Raw genomic sequence first — 19,252 nt, 5'->3', positions numbered from 1 at the left:
CCCGTCAGGTCGGGGGGGGCGGCGGCTCTGAACTGCTTCGTCCGGTCAGTACACCGGAAGGGCCAGCAGCGTTGACCGGTTGAGGACGAAGAGGCGGTTGTGGTCGGCGGTGGCGGAGCGGTACTGGCCGTCGGTGAGGGGGTAGGTCTGCGGGCGGCCGGTTCCGGAGCGGGGGATTCCTGAGCGGGGGAAGCCGCTCACCCCGGTTTCCTCGCTCTCGACGATCCAGACGCTGTTCCCCTGGACGACCGGGGGGCGCCAGGGCGGGACGACACCGGCGACCATCATCGGATCACCGGCCTGCTTGCCGTTCCGGTCCAGCGACCGCAGGGCCTCGCAGTCCAGGGCGTAGATCACCCCGCCGGCCACCGCGGGCGGGCCCCACCCGTCGGTGCTGCGGTCCCGCCGGGGCGGCCGCAGCGGCTCCTGGGCCCACCGCTCCCGGCCAGTGGCGACCGCGACCGCCGCCAGGCTGCGGCCGCCGAAGTAGACGGTGCCGCCATCGACGGCGGGCCGCAGGGGTCCCGCTGCCTGCCCCTTGCGGACCCAGGCGCGGGCACCGTCGTCGGCGCGGACGGCGGCCACGTCCCCGGCGGCGTTGCAGAGCACCAGGTGGCCGGAGCCGAGGGCCGCGGCGGGGTGGCCGCCGGAGAGCGTCACCGGTGGCTTCCGGGTCCAGCGCACCTTTCCGTCCGTGCCCACGCAGCGCAGCCGGCCGTCGGTGGTCAGCAGGTGGACGGCGTGGGCGTCGGCGGCCAGCAGTACGGCCGCCTGCGCATCCACCGTCCACCGGGGGGATCCGGTGGCGGCCACATAGGTGCGCAGGGTTCCCTCGGCGTCGGCGGTGGCCACCAGCCGGTCTCCGAGGGACAGGTAGCCGGCGTCCGCCTTCGCCTCGCGGGCCCGCCACCGCTCCCGGCCGTCGGTGACCCGGCGGGCCGCGATGCCGCCCCCGGCGGCCCCGTACACCACCACATCGCGCACCGGCAGCGGGGCCGGCGACCTGGCGTCGGCCACGTCCGGGAGCGGGCCCCACAGCGGTCGCGGGGATCCCCCGGCGGAGCCGAGCGGCGCTTGCTGCACCCGTGCGGCCGGGGGGATGTCGAAGGGGTCGGGCGCGGTGTCACGGCTGAGCCACCAGGTGGTGCCGCCCGCCGCGGCCAGCAACGCGCCGCCGCCCGCCGCGCACAAAACCGTCCGCCGGGTGAGGCAGCTGCCTTCGGGTGCGGTGGCCGGCCCGGCGCCTGTCGTACCGGACGTCAGGCGTCGGGCCGTCGCCTCCCGTTGCCGGATCTCCTGCCCCAACTGCCCTGCCCGCCACAGCCGTTCGGGCTGTCGCGGGGCCGCGGCCGCCTCGGCGAGCTGGGTGGACAGCGGGCGGGCCGCCGGATCCTTGGCGAAGCAGGGCGTGACGAGGTACCGCAGGCCCTCCGGAACGGCCTCCAGGTCGGGGCTGCCGTGCACCACCTCGTACAGGACGGCGGTGATCTCCGCGCCGGTGTACGCCGGCCGGCCGCCCGCGGCGAAGGCGAGCACGGCGCCGAGCGAGAAGATGTCGGCCGGCGGCCCGACGCGCTGCCCGAGGACCTGTTCCGGCGCGCCGTAGCCGGGTGTGACCGGGATCTGGCCGGTACGGGTGAGGGTCAGGCCGTGTTCCGGGCGGGCGATGCCGAAGTCGATCAGGCGGGGACCGTTCGAGGTGAGCACGACGTTGGGGGGCTTCACATCGCGGTGCACCAACCCCCTGGCGTGCACGTCCTGGAGCGTGCCGGCCAGGGAGCGCGCCAGCTCCCGCACGGCGGCCTCGTCGAGCGGCCCGAAGCGCGCGACCGCGTCGTCCAGCGTGGGGCCGGCCAGGAACTCCGTGGCGATCCACGGCCTGCCGCCCTCCAGTTCGGCGGCCAGCACCCGGGCCACGCCGTTGCTGGTCACCGCCTGCGCGGTGTGCGCCTCACGCAGGAAACGCTCTGCCAGGTGCCCGTCGTGGGCGAGCTCCGGCAGCAGCACCTTCACCGCGGCGGGGCGTTGGGAGGCGTCCTGGCCGAAGTACACCTTGCCCATGCCGCCCTCGCCGAGGACGCCGTGCAGGCGGTAGGGGCCCAGGCGCAGCGGATCTCCCTGGCCGAGGGGTTTCACAGGTCGTCGTCCTTCTGGATCGGGAAGCTACGGGATCGGGCCCGCGGGGGCCGTCAGGTGAGCGGGAGGGCGAGGGTCCGCTTCTCCTGACGGACGTAGAGCCGGCCGCCCTTCGGATCGGCGGTCAGCACGAGGGGGGCGGTCTCGTACGTCCAGACGGCCTGATGGGCGCGCATGTCGAGGGCGCGCAGCCCCTTGTCGTCGGCGCAGTAGGCGAACCGCTTGCCGATTGCCGGGGCCACATCGGGTTTGCTCTTGCGGCCGGAGAGCCCCTTCTCCTGCCAGTTCAGCGTGCCGGAGGCGGCGTCCACGGCGATCAGCCCCTGATCGCCCTCCGTGCAGTAGACGACGCCGTCGTGCAGGGTGGCTGCGCCGTACCGGCGGGTCGTCCCGTCCGCGCCGCCGGCCTTGCTGCCGTTGCGTCCGTTGCCGAACAGCCAGGCCAACTCGCCGTCGGAGAGCCGGCGGGCGGTGAGGTACTCGCCGCTCAGGTAGACGTGCTGGTCGTCGACGACCAGCCGGGTCGGCGGGGTGCCGTCGAACGTCTCGGCGTTCAGCCAGAGCCGGCGGCCGCTCTTCCGGTCGTACGCGGACAGGTCGATGAAGTGCGAGCCGTCGCTCGGGCTCCCGCACAACACCACCCGGGACCCCGTCACGGCGCCGCACAGGGCGGGCGGGCGGCCGGTCAGCTGCGGCCCCTCCACCGGGCTGCGCCACCGCTCCTTGCCCGAGTCCAGGTCGGCCGCCACCAGGTACCAGCGCTTGCCGGACGCGGCCCGGGCCACCAGGTAGGCGACGCCGTCGGCCACCCGGACCAGTTGGTTGTACTGCTCCTTGCCGGCGAACGCGGCGAGGTCCACCAGGGGTTTGCCCAGCTGCCCGTCGGTCTGCGAGACCTCGCACACCGCCAGCGACGCCGCCTTGTCCTCGTGGTCACGCAGGCCGTAGATCCGGGTGCCGTCGGTCGCCGACCGCCAGGGGTCGGCGATGTTCGCCTGCCAGGTCGACGCGCCCGACTCGGCGTTGAAGCCGTTGAGCACGATCCCGGCGCGCATCGCCAGGTTCCGGCCCACGGTCATCACCTCGCCCCCGGTCTCCGGGCACCACAGAGCCGCGCTCCACAACGGTGCGGGGGGCTTCGGCTTGTCGACGGCGTCGTTCTTGGTGGTGCCGGTTCCGCCGCCCCCGGAGCGCCCGAACAGGGCCCAGCCCCCGCCGCCCAGGGCGCCGCCGCCGAGCAGGGCACCGCCGGCGACGTAGAGCAGCTGCCGCCGGGAGATGCCGGTGCCGGTGGGGGCGGTCTGCGGCGCCTCGGTGGGCGCCGGCGGTGCCGTGCGGTGCGGCAGCTCCCGCCACACCGCGTCGCTCCGCCGGGCGATCTCCCGCAGCACCGCGTCGGGCAGCAGCTCGGCGAAGCCGTCCCGGTCGGCCGGTGCGCCCGCGGCGCCGCCCAGCGCGGCCCGCAGTTCGGCGGTGGACGGGCGGTCCGCGGGGTCCTTGGCCAGGCAGCGGGTGAGCAGGGGGAGCAGCGACGGGGGGACCCCGCCGAGCTCCGGCTCGCCGTACCGGACGCGGTACAGCAGGTCGGTGGGGGCTCCGCCGCCGAACGGGCCCCGGCCCGTGGCGGCGAAGACCAGCACCCCGGCCAGCGCGAACACATCGCCCGCCGCCGCGTGTTCCCGGCCCGCCGCCTGCTCGGGCGACATGAACGCCGGCGTCCCCACGGCGCTGCCGAGGTCCGTCAGGTGCGCGTCGCCGAAGGCCCGGGCGATGCCGAAGTCGATGATGCGCGGCCCGTGCGCGGTGACCAGGACGTTGGACGGCTTCAGGTCGCGGTGCACCACCTCCGACCGGTGGAGCTGCTCCAGGCCGGCGGCCAGGGCCGCGCCGAGGGCCCGCACGGTCGGCTCGGGCAGTGGCCCGCCCGCTTCGACGGCGGTGTCCAGCGGCGGGCCGAGGACGTACTCCGTCGCCATCCAGGGGGTCGGTGCCTGGGGGTCGGCGTCGACGACCGCCGCACCGTGCTCGGAGCCGATCACGCGGGCCGCGTCCGCCTCTAGCCGGAAGCGGGTCCGCAGCGTGGTGTCCGCCGCGAGGCGGGTGTGCAGCGTCTTCACCGCGACCGTGCGCCCGCCCGCCGAACGGGCCAGGTAGACGGTGCCCATGCCGCCCCCGCCGAGGCGGGCGAGGAGCCGGAACGGCCCGACGGTGTGCGGGTCGTCGTGCAGAAGGGGGGAGATCATGGCCTCAGCGCTCCTCGGTGGGGAGTGCGGCGGCGAGGAGTTCCGCCGACTGACGGGACAGCGCCGCGACCACCCGGCCGGGCAGCGAGACCGGCTCCGTGGAGCCGGCCAGCGCGCCGTAGGCCGCGCCCGGCAGCAACTCCCCCAGCACTCGGGCTGGTTCGGGCCGTCCCTCGGGGTCGCGCGACCGGCACGCCGTGATCAGGTCCCGCAGGCCGGCCGGGATCTCCTGGCGCTCGGGCACGGTGTGTCCGGTCGCCGCGTAGGCCAACACCGCGCCCAGTGCGTAGACGTCCGCGGCCCGGTCGACCGGTCCGCCCGCCGCCACTTCCGGGGCGAGGCAACCGGTCTCCAGTCCGGTTGCCGGGGTGTGCAAGGCCCCGGCCGCCGGGGTCGCGCGGGTCGCGCCGAAGCAGCCGAGCAGCGGTCCGCAGGCGGTCAGCAGCACGCCCGCCGGACAGACGCCGCCGTGCACGAGGCCCAGGACGTGGGCGGAGGCCAGGGCCTCGGCCAGCGTGCCGCCGAGCGTGCGGACCACCGGCTCGGGCAACGGGCCGCCGTGCGCGGCCAGGACGGCGGGCAGCGGCAGTGCGGGCCGGTAGGGGGTGGCGTACCACGGGAAGGCCGGTGTCCCCCCGAGGTGGACGACCGGCCAGAACCCGGGCTGGACCAGCCGGGACGCCTGCTGCGCCTCGGCCGCCCACCGTGCCGGGTCACCGCCGGCCGGTGGCAGGCACACCAGGACGGTGTGCCCGCCGTCGGCGCTGCGCGCCAGATAGCGGCGCTCGGGCACGCCTCGGCTGCCGTCGGCGTCGAGCCGGGCCACCGTGACGAATTCCCCGATCCGGGCAGGGTCGTCCTGCCGCAGCCTCTCCACTCGACTTCTCCCCCGTCAGGCTCGTATCGGACGCGAGCCTATCCCCGCGGGGAACGGGCCTTCGACGGGGGCACCGCGTCCGGGGTACGGAGCGTCAGGGGGCGGGCGGTGGCGCGCGCTCCGTCGCCGAACGGGGCGGCGTGCCGGTGTGCCGTCAGGGGGTGCGCGCGGGCGCAGCGGCCTCGTCGGCGGGCTGCGGGGTGGGCCCGTCGGCCGGTTCCGCGGCGGCGGCGCCCTCGGACGGCGCCGGGGCAGCCGTACCGGACGCGGCGGCCTCGGCGTCCTGTTGGCGGGCGGTACGCCGGGCCGCCATCCAGGCGTAGACGAGGATGCCGGCGAACAGGAACAGCACGCCCTGGTAGATGGCCGCATAGCCGGCGCCGGCGACGAGCCAGAAGGTGAAGCCGAAGGCGGCCAGCGCGAGGGTGAGGTCGCGGGCGAAGCGGCCGGGGCGGACCCGGTCGCGGCGGCCGGTGAGGAGGAAGTAGATCTGGGCGCCGGCGGCCAGGAGGTAGGGGACGGTGGCGGAGAAGGTCGTGATGAGGACCAGGATCTCGAAGACGCCGCCGGAGCCGATGAGGTAGTTGATGACGGTCAGGGCGCTGGCGAGGACACCGGCGGCCAGCACGCCGAAGGTGGGCACGCCGCGCCGCTTGACGAGGAAGGCCGCGGGGAACAGGCCGTCCTTGGCGGCGGCATACGGGGACTGGGCGCTCATCAGCGTCCAGCCGTTGAGGGCGCCGATGATCGAGACCACCGCGGCGCCGGCGACCAGCGTGCCGCCCCAGTGCCCGCCGAACATCGCGTCCACCGCGTCCGAGAACGGCGCCGTGGACTTCACCAGCTTGTCGTGCGCGACGGTGCCGAAGACGGCGAGGGTGCCCAGCAGGTAGACCACGGCGGCGCCGAGGGTGCCCAGGACGGTGGCCCGCCCGACGTTGCGCTCCGGGTCGCGGACCTCGCCGGCACTCATCGCGGCCGACTCCACCCCGACGTACGAGTAGAGCAGGATCGCGGCGGCCGCCGACATGCCGCCCAGGGCGCTGCCGCCACCCGCGTTGAAGGAGCCGAGGTTGTCGGGGTCGAAGAAGAAGAGGCCGACGACCGCGATGAAGAGCAGCGGGACGAACTTCAGGACGGTGGAGACCAGTTGGACGGCGCCGATGTAGCGGGTGCCGGCGAGGTTGGCGAGGGCCGGCAGCCAGAGGGAGCCGAGCGCGACCGCGAGGTCGGTGCCGGCGGAGGCGTGGCCGGGGGCCAGGACGTGCACATAGCCCACCGCGGCGACCGCCAGTGCGGCGTTGCTGACCCAGGTCATGGTCCAGTACGACCAGGCGGAGAGGAAGCCGGCGAAGTCGCCGAAGGCCTCGCGCGCGTAGACGTAGGGGCCGCCGGTGTCCGGGTGGCGCTCGGCGAGCCGGCCGAAGACCAGGGCGAGGGCGATGGCGCCGATGGTCAGCACGCCGAGGGCGACCAGGCTGACGGTCCCGTAGGGCGCCACCGAGGCGGGCAGCAGGAAGATGCCACCACCGATGATGTTGCCCATCACCAGGCAGGTGGCGGTTCCCAGGCCGAAGCGGCGGGTGTGCCGGTCGTTCATGGCAGGGTGGGCCTCTCGTTGTGCGCTGTACACCCGGGATTACCGAGCCCGCTCATGGTCGGTGATCAGCGGGCCGCGCCCAAATCAACGGGAATCGTGCGGCGGGGTGGGGGGTGGCGGCGTAAAACCTTCTGGGGCGGGTGCCCGGCGCCGCAGGTCGTCCTTGCCTGGTTCCAGGGGCGGTTGCGGCCCGTCGGCCTCGCGCAGCCAGCGGCGCAGCACCCGGTGCACCGCTTCGGCGCCGGTCAGCGGGGTGCCGTCGGGTGCCGGCGGGGTGAGTTCCGCCGGCCAGAGCAGGAAGGGGTGGCTCTGGGCACCGCCCATGCCGCCGTGCGAGCCGATCTGCTCCTCGAAGGCGTACACGGCGCCGGTCGCGGGGGCGCAGGCGGAGTTGATCATGAGGTCGGCGGTGTGCCGGAAGCGGTCGGTACGGCGCACCGCCCCGGCCGCGTCCGCACCGAACGGGGCCAGCGGGTCGCGGCCGATGACGTGGCCGGTGTCGAGGTGGTGTTCGGCGCCGGCCGGGCCGAGGACGACCGGGCCGTGTGCCGCGGAGCGGACGAGGACGAAGCCGATGCCGGGGTGGTTGGCGAGGGTGGTGAGCAGGGCGGGGTGGCGGCGGTCCAGTTCCTCGCGGGTGATCCGGCCGGGTACGTCGGGGAAGGACACCAGGCCGAGATTGCCGGAGGCCAGTACGACGGGCTGGGCGGGGGTGTCGGGGGCCCGGGGCGCACCGGGCCCGTGGGGCGCGGCGGGCTCCTGCGCCTCCTCGGGACCGTCGGTCTCCTCGGGGCGGTGGAGGGCGGCGCGCGCCGCCTCCCGGGCCTCGGCACCGCTCGGGGTGCGTCCGGCCCGGCGCCGCACCGGGAGGCCACAGCCGGCGCGTACGAGGTCGGCCAGGCTCAGCCCGTAGTGCGCCCGGAAGGTCGGGCCGTGGCTCTGGCCGTGGTCGGAGAGCAGCACGATGCGGTAGGGGCGGGGGGCATGCCGGGCGGCCCTGGCGATCAGCGCCAGGGCGCGGTCGAGGCTGCGCAGGACCTGGTGGGTGTCGCGGTGTGCGGGACCGGAGTGGTGGGCCACCTCGTCGTAGCCGACCAGGTCGGCGTAGACGGCGGTGCGGCCGGCGAGCAGGTCGCCGATGACCGCGGCGACCACCACATCGCGTTCGACGACGGTGGCGAAGGCCCGGATGACGGGGTAGAGGCCGCCGCGCCGGACCCGCGGCAGCTCGCGGCGGAGGCGGGTGCGCAGCGACTGGACGACCTCGCGGACGACCTCGGCGACGAAGGACACGGCGGTGCGGGTGGCGTTGGCCGGGTCGGAGAAGTACGCGAAGTAGCCGGAACGGGAGCGGTGGTGCCGGCCGCGCCGGGCCGCCACCGACATCACCAGCGCCACCTGATCGGCGCCGCCGCTGAAGAGGTTGCCGCGGCTGGCGCCGTCGTGCGAGAGCAGCCCGCCGTCGCCGGTGCGCTCGACGGCCCGACGCTGGAGCTCGGCGGCGCCGGAGGGCCGGTTGCTGACGACCAGGGTGGCGGTGTCCTTCTCGTACCAGCGGAAGGCCGGCAGGTCCTCGTTGCTGCCGTGCAGCAGGGCGAGCTGGCTGGCGCCGGTCTGGCTGGACCAGTCGGTGCGCCAGGGGGTGAGGCGGTGGCTGGTGCGCGTCCAGTGGGCGACGGTCGCCATCAGCGGCCGCTCGCCGCGGGTGGCCGCCCGCAGCAGGTCGTGCCCCAGGCCGTCGAGCTGGAGGAAGACCGTGCCCGGGGTGGCCGGGCACGGCGCGGCCCGGCGGCCGCGGCGCCGCCCGGCCAGCCGGACCAGCCTGCGGTGGTAGGCCTCGTCGTTGCGGACGGCGAGGAAGGCGGAGGTGGCCGAGGAGGCCGCGGACATCGCGGCCGCGACGATCACCGCGGTCTGGGGTGCGGCCTGGCCGCGCCCCTCGGGGATCAGGTCGAGGGCGAGCAGCAGCAGCGAGCCGTTGAGGAAGAAGACCAGCAGCCCGAGGACGAGCGCCGGCACCAGCAGCAGGGCGCGCACCAGCACCGGCCACACCAGCGCGCTGAGCAGGCCGAAGGCGCCGGCGCCCAGCGCGGCGGTGAGCGCGGTGCGGGTGAGGCTGTCGCCGCCGGCGGACTGCAACCGGAAGTCGGGCAGCAGCGCGGCGAGCAGGAGCAGGGTGAGGCTGGACACCAGCCAGACCGCGAGCACCCGGAACAGGGCGCCGCCGAGCGAGGTCCACCGCGGCATCCGCACTCCGTCCGCCTGGCGCTCCGGCCCGCGCCGGCTGCTGCGGGCCTCCCGCCCAGCGTGGCACAGCGGGCCCGGTGAGGCGGGGGACGGGGACGGGGGCCTGCGCGCGCCGGTCGGCCGGTGGACGGGACGCCCCCCGCGCCGGACGGCCGGTGGCCCTCCCGGTCCGGCCCGTCGCCCGCCCGGCACCCGTACACCGCCCCCGTGCGGGAGGATCGGAGGATGGAGGTCACCTGGTGGGGGCATGCCACTGTGACGGTCGAGGACTCCGGAGTGCGGGTGCTGACCGATCCGCTGTTCGTGCGCCGGCTGGCCCATCTGCGGCGCCGGCGGGGCGCGCTGCCGCCGCCGGAGGCCGCGCGCGCCGACCTGGTCCTGGTCTCGCACCTGCACGCCGACCATCTGCACCTGGCGTCGCTGGCCCGGCTGCTGCCCGGGACCGACCTGGTGGTACCGCGCGGGGCGAGCGCCGCGGTGCCGGGGCTGCGCCGGGTCGCCGCGGCGCGCGGCCTGCGGATCACCGAGCTGCGGGCGGGCGAGGAGTACGGGACCGGCACGGTGACGGTGCGGGCGGTGCGGGCCGCGCACGACGGGCGGCGACTGCCGTACGGACCGCGCCGGGTGCCGGCGCTCGGCTATGTGGTGCGCGGTACGGCACGGACGTACTTCGCCGGCGACACCGGTCTGTTCGAGGAGCTGACGGACGAGGTCGGGCGGTGCGATGTGGCGCTGCTGCCGGTGGGCGGCTGGGGTCCGTTCCTGGGGCCCGGCCATCTGGACGCGCGGCGGGCGGCGCAGGCGGCGGCGCGGCTGGCGCCGTCCAGTGTGGTGCCGGTGCACTACGGCACGTACTGGCCGATCGGTCTGGATGCCGTACGGCCGCATGAATTCCATGCCCCCGGCGTCGAGTTCGAGCGTCAGGTGGGGCTGATGGCCCCGCAGGTGACGGTCCATCGGCTGGGGCACGGTGAGTCGGTGCGGCCCAGGACCGGGCGATGAGCGGGCTGCTGGCGGGGGTCGGGCCGGCCGTGGCGACGGCCGTGGTCGGCGGGCTGGCCTCGGCCGGTGGGACGGTACCGGGTGTGCCGCCGGAGTCGACGCAGCAGGCGGTGGGCTATCCCTCGCTGTTCCTGCTGGTGGTGCTGGGGTCGCTGGTGCCGGTCGTGCCGACGGGGGCGGTGGTCAGCTCGGCGGCGGTGGTCGCCTTCCACCACACCGCGCCCTACTCGCTGCTGCTGGTCTTCGTGGTGGCGTCGTGCGCGGCGTTCCTCGGCGATGTGGGGCTGTACTGGCTCGGGCGTCGGGGCAGCGGCTCCCGCAACGGCTCGCGCTGGCTGGCCCGGCTGCGCGCCCGCGCCGCGCCGGAGCGGCTGGCGCTGGCGCAGCGCAAGCTGCACGAGCACGGCGTGCTGGTGCTGGTGCTGTCGCGGCTGGTGCCGGCCGGTCGGGTGCCGGTGATGCTGGCGTGTCTGCTGGCGGCGATGCCGCTGCGCCGATTCGTCCGGGGGGACGTTCCGGCCTGTCTGGCCTGGGCCGCGATGTACCAGCTCATCGGGCTGCTGAGTGGATCGCTGTTCGGCAAGCCGTGGCAGGGGGTGGTGATGGCGGTCGGGCTGACGGTGGTGATCAGCGCGGCACCGGCCCTGTGGCGGCGCATCGGACCGGCCGGGCACCGCGGAGGCACCCCGTAGGCCGTGCCGTCAGGGGGCGGCCGGCACCGCGTCGGCGTCGGACACGTCCGTCAGCACCCGGGACGCCCCGACCGGCAGGTCCCAGAGGTCCTCGCGGGGACGGCCGGTGGCGGCCCAGGCGGCCCGGACGCGGCGCAGCGGCTCCAGCGGCGGCTCGGACGACAGCAGGAAGGTCGACCAGTGCATCGGCACCAGGGCCCGGGCGCCCAGGTCCTGGCAGGCCCGTACGGCCTCCTCGGGGTCGGTGTGCACCGGGCCCAGCATCCAGCGCGGGTCGTACGCCCCGATGGGCAGCAGCGCGAGGTCAATGCCGGGGTAGCGGCGGCCGACCTCCTCGAACCAGTGGCCGTAGCCGGTGTCACCGGCGAAGTGGAGGCGCCGCCCGTCGGGCGCGGTGAGCAGCCAGCCGCCCCACAGGGAGCGGCAGGTGTCGGTGAGGGTCCGCTTGCTCCAGTGGTGGGCGGGGACGAAGTCGAGGCGTACCGGGCCGCCGGGTCCGGGCAGTTCGACCGCCTCCCACCAGTCCAGGTCGGTGACGTGGGTGAAGCCGCGCCGGCGGGCCCAGCGCCCCAGTCCGGCGGGGAGCAGCAGCGGGGTGTCCCGCGGCAGCCGCTTGAGGGTGGGGACGTCGAGGTGGTCGTAGTGGTTGTGGCTGATCACCACGGCGTCGACGGGCGGCAGGTCCTCCCAGCGGACGCCCACGGGGGTGACCCGGGCGGGCGTGCCGAGGATCTTGCGGGACCACACCGGGTCGGTCAGTACGGTCAGCCCGCCGATGCGGATGATCCAGCTGGCGTGTCCGGCCCAGGTGAGGGCGACGGTGGTAGCGGTGGCGGCCGGCATCGGGCCGGGCTCGAAGGGCAGGTGCGGGATCTCCCGGAGGGTCTCGGGGGCGGGGCGCAGCTTGCCCTCCCGGGCGATTCTGGCGAGCGCGCGGACACCGGGCAGCGGGGCGGTCAGCCGGTCGGTGAAGTCCCGGGGCCAGCTGCGGACCTCGCGCAGCGGGCGGGGTTCGGGGAGCGGCGGGGCGGCGTGCGGCCGGGCCGGTGCGCGGTCCGGCCCGGTGTGCGGGAGCTTCTCGGTGCCGGCGGGCTGCTCGGCGAGGGAGCGCTCGGTCTGTTCGGTCATCGAGGGGCTCCATTCGGTGGAGAACCGGGGCGGTTCGGCGGATCGGGGGTGGCGCCCGGGCCCGGCGGTCAGCCGTCGACGGGTGCGGTCAGGGCGGCCAGCGCGCGCGAGAGAGCGGTCAACGCCTCGGTGATGTGCGGGAGTTGGAGCGGGTCGGGGGCATCCAGGACGCGTTGCCGCAGCTCCCGGTCCGCACCCAGCAACGCCCCGGTGTCCAGCCGCACCCGCAGCGCTCCCGGGGCGTCGCCGAAGTGGTGGCCACCGCGCGCCGCCCAGGGCGCCAACGCCCTTTCCAGCGCGGTGGATTCGACGATGCCGTGGGCGGCGAGGGAGCGGCGCAGCTGCTCCAGGTCGGGGTAGAGGTAGCTGCCGGAGCGCGGCGGGCGGCAGACGGCGCCGGCCTCGGTGACGAGGCGGTGGAGCGCGGGGGCGAGCGCGCCGTGGACCCGGGCGACGGTGGCGGTCCGGTCCCGTACGGCCGGGGGTTCGCCGAGCGCATGGGTGACCGCGCAGGCCAGCGGCCCGGGGAGCGGGCTGCCGAGCGCGCCCAGCGCGTCCAGCGCGGCGGCCCGTAGGACGGCGCCGCGGTCGGTGTCCGGGAAGCGGGCCAGCGCGACGGGCCAGGAGGCGGGGGCGAGGGTGGCCCGCAGGTCGGCGAGGACGACGACGGCGTCGGGCAGCATCTCGGCGGGGCTGAGGACGACGGTGTCGTGCGGATCGTGCAGCAGGTCCCGCCGGGTCTCATCGCTGACGATCCACAGCCCTTCCCCGGCCGCCGCCTCGCAGACCTCGTGCAGCTGCTCGGGCGCCGGGCAGGTGCCGGTCGGGTCGTCGGCGACGGACAGCACCAGCAAGCGCGGGCTGTCGCCGTGCATCCGGGCCCGGCGGACGGTCTCCAGCAGGGCGAACGGGTCGGGCATCCCACCGGATTCCACCGGTGCGGGCGCGTGGTGCACCGGCCGCCCGAGCAGCCGGGCGGGGGGCGCGTACGACGCGGAGCAGGGTCGCGGCAGCAGCACCGCGCCACCGGCGGCGGAGTAGAGCGCGAGCAGCAGGGCGCTCGCGCCGGGCGCGGCGAGGACCTGCCCGGGGTCGGTGGCCAGGCCGCGACGGCCCCAGTAGCCGCAGGCGGCGGTGCGCAGCGGACCGGAGCCGCCCGGCGGGTCGGCCTCGGTGCGGTCCGCGGCCGCGGAGAGGTGTGCGGCGAGGTCAGCAAGGACCGGCAGGCCCACCGGCGGATCCGGCTGCGGATCCGGCGCGGTCCGCTGCATCCGTACCTCCACTCCACGACGGCGGGGCGATCGTGGGCCGATCACATTTTGCACAGCCCCGACCACCTTGGCAGATCGCAGGGGTGGCGCCCGGGGGCGACACGTCAGCGGGGTCCTATTGCGCCGCGGGGGCCACCGCTTCGTAGTGATGGACCGTCACCACTCCGCCCGCTCCCCAGTCCTGCTGCTCGCTGCCGCGGCGGATCCAGCCCCGCCGTTCGTAGAGGGCGACGGCCGCAGTGTTCGCGGCGTGCACCTCCAGTACGGGGCGCAGTCCGCGCGCCGCGGCCGCCTCCTCGACGGTGCGCAGCAGGCGCGCCCCCAGTCCGGTACCGCGGGCGGCGGGCGCCACGTACAGCCGGCTGACCTCGGCTCCGCACAGCGCCGCATGGCCGACGACCCGGCCGGCGTCCTCGGCGACCCAGGCGGCGGTCAGCCCGTCGGGGCGCAGCCAGCCCGCCGGGTCGTCCGGCCAGACGTGCGGGTAGCCGCTGTGGGTGTGCACCTGGGCCAGCGCGGCCACGCAGGCGTCGAGGTCGGCGTCCAGTCGTGTTCTGATCACCGGAGCAGGGAAGCACGTTGTGCCCGGTTCGGGGTATCAGGAGCGGCATGCGATCCCTCCTGACCAAGCTCGACCGGCGCACCTTCCACCAGATCGCCACCCGTGAGTGGCCCGGGGCCCAGCGCGTGCTGCCCCGGCTGACCCGCTGCGCCGATCACGGGCTGCTGTGGCTCGGCCTCGCGGCGGGCGCAGCCGCACTGGGCGGCCGGCCCGCCCGACGGGCCGCCGTGCGCGGTGTGGCGTCCCTGGCCGTGGCGTCAGCCACGGTGAACACGCTCGGCAAGGGCTCGGTGCGCCGGGCCCGTCCGCTGCGGGACGCGGTGCCGCTGATGCGGCAGCTGTCCCGCCAGCCGAGCACGTCCTCCTTCCCGTCGGGGCACGCGGCCTCTGCGGTGGCGTTCGCGACCGGCGTCGCCTTCGAGAACAAGTGGTGGGGGCTGGCGCTGGCGCCGGTCGCCGCGTCGGTGGCGTTCTCCCGCGTCTATACGGGTGTGCACTATCCGGGTGATGTGTTGGCCGGTGCGGCGCTGGGGGCGGGGGCGGCGTTCGCGGTGCGGGGCTTCGCGCCGACCCGGTCCCAGATGGCGCCGCCGGCGCGGCCACGGGCGGAGGCGCCCGCGCTGCCCGGCGGCCGCGGCCTGGTGGTGGTGGCGAACCAGGCCTCGGGGCAGCGGACCGGCGTCCGCACCGACCGGGCCGACGAGGTGCACGGGGTGCTGCCGGAGGCCGAGGTACTGATGTGCGGCGGGCCGGACGGGGAGCCACTGGACAAGGTGCTCGACGACGCGGTGGCGCGGGCGAGGGAACTGGGCGGTGCGCTGGGGGTGCTCGGCGGGGACGGCACGGTCAACGCCGCGGCGTCGGCGGCGGCGCGGTACGGACTGCCGCTGGCGGTGCTGCCGGGCGGCACGCTGAACCACTTCGCGTACGACCTGGGCGTCGAGACCGTCGCGGAGGCGGCACGGGCCGTGGAGACCGGCGAGGCGGTGGCGGTGGACCTGGCGCGCTTCCGGGTCGGCGGGCAGCAACCGCAGCACTTCCTCAACACCTTCTCGATCGGGGTGTATCCGGAGCTGGTGCGGATCCGGGAGCGGTGGGCCGGCCGGATCGGCGCCTGGCCGGCCGGGGTGCTCGCGGCGTGGGAGGTGCTGCGCTCCGCCGAGCCGCTGACCATGACCATCAACGGCCGGCGGCGCGCCGTCTGGCTGCTGTTCGTCGGCAATTGCCAGTACCGCGGGCTGGGCACGACGCCGGTGCGCCGGCACGACCTCGCGGACGGGGTGCTGGACGTACGGGTGGTGCACGGCGGGCGGCTGGCCCGCACCCGGCTGCTGGTGGCGGCCCTAACGGGCACGCCGCGCAGTTCGCCGGTACTGGGTGAGGCGCGACTGCGGCGGCTGCGGATCGGCGGGCTGCCGGAGGGCGGGAGCATGGCGTTCGACGGTGAAGTGGCCACGTTCTCGGGCGAGATGGTGCTGGAGAAGGAGCTGGAGGCGCTGACGGTCTACCGCCTGCTGCCCGAGTAGGCGACCGTACGGCCGGCGTGGACGATCGACCCCTTGATCGCATGGTGAGACACATTCTCTCATGATGCGAGATCGATCGTACGGTGGTGAGAGCAGCACACCTCCGCACGCAAAGGGGCTCGACATGCCACAGGAGACCGCCGTCTACACCCATGGCCACCACGAGTCGGTACTGCGCTCGCACACCTGGCGCACCGCCGCCAACTCGGCCGGCTACCTGCTGCCCCATCTGCGGCCGCACCTGCAGATCCTGGACGTCGGCTGCGGTCCCGGCACGATCACCGCCGATCTGGCGGCGCTGGTACCGGACGGGCAGGTCACCGGCCTGGAGCGGGCGCCGGGCGTGCTGGCACAGGCACGCGCCGCGGCCGCCGAACGGGGCGTGGGCAACGTCCGCTTCACGGTCGGCGACGTCCACGAGCTGGACTTCCCCGACGACAGCTTCTGCGTGGTGCACGCCCATCAGGTGCTACAGCACCTGGGCGACCCCGTCCAGGCGCTGCGCGAGATGCGCCGGGTGACGAAGCCGGGCGGACTGGTGGCCGTCCGCGACGCGGACTACTCGGCGATGACCTGGTACCCACAGGTGCCGGGGCTGGACGACTGGCAGCAGCTGTACCTGCAGGTGGCCCGGGCCAACGGGGGCGAGCCGGACGCCGGGCGGCGACTGCACGCCTGGGCCCGGCAGGCCGGTTTCGCACCGGAGGCGATCACTGCCACCGCCGGGACCTGGTGCTACCGGACGCCGGAGGAGCGGTCCTGGTGGAGCGGACTGTGGGCGGACCGCACGGTCGACTCCGGGTACGCCCGGATCGCGGTGGACGGCGGGCACGCCACCGGGCAGGAGCTGGACCGGATCGCCCAGGCCTGGCGTACCTGGGGCACCGACGAGGACGGCTGGTTCGCCGTCCTGCACGGCGAGATCCTCTGCCGGGTCTGAAGCGGCGTCGAGCCTGGACCTGAGCCGGGTGGCGCGTACCGGACCCGGGCGCGAACCGGACCCGGGCGCGAACCGGACCCGGGCGCGAACCGGACCCGGGCGCGAACCGGAGCCGGGCGCGTACCGGAGCCGGGCGCGAGCCGGAGCCGGGCATGAACCGGACCCGGGCGCGCACCGGCCCCGGGGCCGTCCGCCGTCAAACCTGAGCGTCCACACCGGGCCGTCCACACCGGGCCGTCCACACCGGGCCGTTCGCACTGGGCCCTCCGCACTGGGCCCTCCGCACCGGTTCGTTCGCACCGGCTCGTTCGCCCTGACACGGACGGCCCCGCTCCGTCGCCCCGACGGCGCAACCCCACCCCCTCCCCGGGAGATAAATCCTATTTATCCCGATAGGGATAGGGCGTGACCCGACAACGACCGGCTCCCCCCGCCCCGCTGACCTCCATAGCCGCGCTGCTCTCCATAGCCGCGCTGACCGCCGCCCTGGCGGCGGGCTGCGGCACCCGGCAGGCCGACGGCCCCGACCGCCCCTCGCCGCCCGCCCGGCCGGGCGCCGCCCAGGCCTCCGCGGCCACCGGCTTCACGCTCCTGGCCACCGGCGACGTCCTGCCGCACAACGAGATCATCCGGCAGTCCGGCAGCAACGCCCACGGCCACGGCCACGACTTCCGCACCATGTTCGCCGGGGTCAAACCGGTGGTCTCCGGCGCCGACCTGGCGATCTGCCACATGGAGACGATCTACGGCAGGGACGGCGGCCCGTTCACCGGCTACCCCTCCTTCAAGTCACCGCCGGAGGTGGCCACCGCCCTCAAGGACGCCGGCTACGACTCCTGCTCCACCGCCTCCAACCACACCCTCGACGACGGCGCGGACGGGGTGCGCCGCACCCTCGGGGCGATGGACGCGGTCGGCCTGCGGCACGCCGGCTCGGCCCGCTCCGCCACCGAGGCGACCCGGGTCAATCTGCTCACCGCCGGCGGCGCCAAGGTCGCCCAGCTCTCCTACACCTACGGCACCAACGGCATCCCGCTGCCCCAGGGATCGCCCTGGGCGGTCAACCTGATCGACCGGCAGAAGATCCTCGCCGACGCCCGCGCGGCCCGTAAGGCCGGCGCCGATGTGGTGGTGGTCAGCATCCACTGGGGCACCGAGTGGCAGCAGCCAATCGACGAGCAACAGCGCACCCTCGCCCAGGCGTTGACCGCCTCGCGCACCGGCGGCCGGCCGGACGTCGACCTGATCCTGGGCACCCACGCGCACGTCCCGCAGGCGTACGAGAAGGTCAACGGCACCTGGGTCGTCTACGGCATGGGCGACCAGCTCGCGGGCCATATGTTCAACCACAGCGACCAGCCGGACGGCCGCGGCAACCTCAGCTCGATGGCCCGGTTCACCTTCGCCCCGCCGACCGTGCCCGGCGGACGCTGGACGGTCCGCAAGGCGGAGTTCATCCCCCAACTCACCGATGTCAACGACGGGTTCCGGGTGGTCAACCTCAATGCGGCGCTCGCCGCACAGCCCGGGCGGGGCGACTACGCCAGGGCCCGCGACGCCATCAGGGAGGTCGTGCTGTCCCGGGGCGCGGCGAAGTCCGGTCTGATCATGGCCAAGTGATCGCGTACCGGAGGCACCCCAACTAGGGTTGCCCGCATGGACATTCTCGGGACCTCATTGCGGGTGTGCGTCAGCGATCTCAATGCTGCGATCGGCGTCTACGAACGGCTGACGGGCGCGGAGGCGATCCGCTTCCAGCGCGGCGCGGTGGCGGTCGCGGCCGTCGGGTGCTTCTTCCTGATGAGCGGCCCGGAGGCGGAGCTGTCGGTGCTGCGGAAGATCACCGCCACGCTCGCGGTGAACGACGTGGACGAGGCGGTGGCCGACCTCAAGGCCGTCGGCGCCGACATCATCGCCGGGCCGCTGCCGACGCCCATCGGCCGCAACCTCGTGGCCCGCCACCCGGACGGGTCGGTCTTCGAGTACGTGGACCGCCGGCAGGAGGCGGAGGCCTGAGCGGCCCCGCCCGCCGGCGGCCCCGCATCCGGCGGCCGCTCAGGACACCTCGAGAACGATCTTTCCGCGGGTCCGGCCCTGCTGGCTGCGGAGGAGCGCCTCGGCGGCCTCGGACAGCGGGTGGACCGCATCGACGTGCACGGTCAGCTTCCCGGCGTCCGCGAGGTCGCCCAGCGCCGTGAGGTCGGCACTGTCCGGGCGCACCCACACCATGTGGCCACCCTTCGCCAGGACCTCGCCGTCGGCGACGGACACCACCCGGCCGCGGTCCTTGAGCAGCTCCTGCGAGACGTCGACGGCGCCGCCGCCGACGAAGTCCAGGGCCACGTCCACGCCTTCGGGTGCCAGGGCACGCACCCGGTCGGCGAGGCCCTCTCCGTAGGTGACCGGTTCGGCGCCCAGGGACCGTAGGAAGTCGTGGTTGCGCTCGCTGGCCGTGCCGATGACGCGGGTGCCCTGGGCGACCAGGATCTGGACCGCGAGCGAGCCGACGCCGCCGGCCGCGGCGTGCACCAGGGCCGTCTCGCCCGCCTTGGTACTGACCCGCTTGATCGACTGATATGCCGTCAGTCCGGCCAGCGGCAGCCCCGCGCCCTGCTGCCAGCTGAGCGCGGACGGCTTGCGCGCCAGGGTCCGTACCGGCGCGGCGACCAGTTCGGCGAAGGTGCCCTGCTGCACCGCGTCCTTGCGGACGTACCCGATGACCTCGTCACCGACGGCGTACTCGGTGGCGTCCGCGCCGACCGCCTCGACCACGCCCGCCACGTCCCATCCGGGGATCATCGGGAAGTGGACGTCCATGATCGGGTCCAGATAGCCGGCGAGGATCTTCCAGTCGACCGGGTTGACCCCGGCCGCCTTGACCCGGACCAGGACCGAGTCCGGGGCCACCTTGGGGTCGGGCAGGTCGCCGAGGACGAGAACGTCGGGACCGCCGTAGCTCTGGGTGCTGATTGCCTTCATGCCCGAGCCCAACGCGTCAGCGGGCGGGAACATTCCGGGCGGGCGGGAA

At 75.3% G+C, this 19,252-nt stretch carries 15 protein-coding genes; 6 read left to right on the top strand and 9 right to left on the bottom strand.

The window, feature by feature from the left end:
- Positions 1-45 precede the first annotated feature (45 nt).
- From AB0G84_RS20550 to AB0G84_RS20530, 5 genes are all read right to left on the bottom strand, one after another.
- A complete protein-coding gene (locus AB0G84_RS20550) occupies positions 46-2,136 on the bottom strand; it encodes a serine/threonine-protein kinase (protein ID WP_361322361.1) in 2,091 nt (696 codons plus the stop codon).
- A 53-nt stretch (positions 2,137-2,189) separates the two neighbouring features.
- A complete protein-coding gene (locus tag AB0G84_RS20545) occupies positions 2,190-4,379 on the bottom strand; it encodes a protein kinase (RefSeq protein ID WP_361322358.1) in 2,190 nt (729 codons plus the stop codon).
- A 4-nt stretch (positions 4,380-4,383) separates the two neighbouring features.
- Complete coding sequence (locus AB0G84_RS20540; protein ID WP_361322355.1) at positions 4,384-5,256, bottom strand: serine/threonine protein kinase; 873 nt, start codon at positions 5,254-5,256, stop codon at positions 4,384-4,386.
- 154 nt (positions 5,257-5,410) lie between these two features.
- On the bottom strand, positions 5,411-6,856 hold the full coding sequence (locus AB0G84_RS20535; protein ID WP_361322352.1) for an amino acid permease: 1,446 nt from the start codon (positions 6,854-6,856) through the stop codon (positions 5,411-5,413).
- An 84-nt stretch (positions 6,857-6,940) separates the two neighbouring features.
- Positions 6,941-9,103, bottom strand: coding sequence for a phage holin family protein (locus AB0G84_RS20530; RefSeq protein WP_361322349.1), 2,163 nt, complete (start codon positions 9,101-9,103; stop codon positions 6,941-6,943).
- 225 nt (positions 9,104-9,328) lie between these two features.
- Between AB0G84_RS20530 and AB0G84_RS20525 the strand changes: the two genes are divergently transcribed.
- Both AB0G84_RS20525 and AB0G84_RS20520 read left to right on the top strand, forming a co-directional pair.
- A complete protein-coding gene (locus AB0G84_RS20525) occupies positions 9,329-10,105 on the top strand; it encodes an MBL fold metallo-hydrolase (protein WP_361322346.1) in 777 nt (258 codons plus the stop codon).
- A complete protein-coding gene (locus AB0G84_RS20520) occupies positions 10,102-10,797 on the top strand; it encodes a VTT domain-containing protein (RefSeq protein ID WP_361322343.1) in 696 nt (231 codons plus the stop codon). The genes AB0G84_RS20525 and AB0G84_RS20520 overlap by 4 nt, the downstream gene beginning before the upstream one ends.
- Before the next feature lie 9 nt (positions 10,798-10,806).
- Here the strand turns inward: AB0G84_RS20520 and AB0G84_RS20515 are convergent, their stop codons facing one another.
- The 3 genes from AB0G84_RS20515 to AB0G84_RS20505 all read right to left on the bottom strand — a co-directional run bounded on the left by AB0G84_RS20515 (position 10,807) and on the right by AB0G84_RS20505 (position 13,758).
- A complete protein-coding gene (locus AB0G84_RS20515) occupies positions 10,807-11,925 on the bottom strand; it encodes an MBL fold metallo-hydrolase (RefSeq protein ID WP_361322341.1) in 1,119 nt (372 codons plus the stop codon).
- A gap of 68 nt (positions 11,926-11,993) precedes the next feature.
- Entirely contained in the window at positions 11,994-13,196 is a 1,203-nt protein-coding gene (locus AB0G84_RS20510) for an aminotransferase class I/II-fold pyridoxal phosphate-dependent enzyme (RefSeq protein WP_361322338.1), read from the bottom strand.
- A gap of 115 nt (positions 13,197-13,311) precedes the next feature.
- The gene (locus AB0G84_RS20505) at positions 13,312-13,758 is read right to left on the bottom strand and encodes a GNAT family N-acetyltransferase (protein WP_361322335.1); all 447 of its coding nucleotides are present in this window, start codon (positions 13,756-13,758) and stop codon (positions 13,312-13,314) included.
- A gap of 47 nt (positions 13,759-13,805) precedes the next feature.
- Here AB0G84_RS20505 and AB0G84_RS20500 point away from each other — a divergent pair, with 47 nt between their 5' ends.
- The 4 genes from AB0G84_RS20500 to AB0G84_RS20485 all read left to right on the top strand — a co-directional run bounded on the left by AB0G84_RS20500 (position 13,806) and on the right by AB0G84_RS20485 (position 18,240).
- Positions 13,806-15,284: a phosphatase PAP2 family protein gene (locus tag AB0G84_RS20500; protein ID WP_361322333.1), complete on the top strand. Its 1,479-nt coding sequence runs from the start codon at positions 13,806-13,808 to the stop codon at positions 15,282-15,284.
- A gap of 124 nt (positions 15,285-15,408) precedes the next feature.
- On the top strand, positions 15,409-16,224 hold the full coding sequence (locus AB0G84_RS20495; RefSeq protein ID WP_361322330.1) for a class I SAM-dependent methyltransferase: 816 nt from the start codon (positions 15,409-15,411) through the stop codon (positions 16,222-16,224).
- Positions 16,225-16,629: 405 nt separating this feature from the next.
- The gene (locus tag AB0G84_RS20490) at positions 16,630-17,844 is read left to right on the top strand and encodes a CapA family protein (protein ID WP_361322327.1); all 1,215 of its coding nucleotides are present in this window, start codon (positions 16,630-16,632) and stop codon (positions 17,842-17,844) included.
- A gap of 36 nt (positions 17,845-17,880) precedes the next feature.
- Entirely contained in the window at positions 17,881-18,240 is a 360-nt protein-coding gene (locus AB0G84_RS20485) for a VOC family protein (RefSeq protein WP_361322324.1), read from the top strand.
- Positions 18,241-18,279: 39 nt separating this feature from the next.
- On the opposite strand, the gene AB0G84_RS20480 is transcribed toward AB0G84_RS20485, so the two are convergent.
- A complete protein-coding gene (locus tag AB0G84_RS20480) occupies positions 18,280-19,203 on the bottom strand; it encodes an NADP-dependent oxidoreductase (RefSeq protein WP_361322321.1) in 924 nt (307 codons plus the stop codon).
- Between the last annotated feature and the right edge of the window lie 49 nt (positions 19,204-19,252).

Source organism: Streptomyces sp. NPDC020742 (genome assembly GCF_040641675.1).
GTDB lineage: Bacteria > Actinomycetota > Actinomycetes > Streptomycetales > Streptomycetaceae > Streptomyces.
This window is presented reverse-complemented; position numbering and strand designations above follow the sequence as displayed.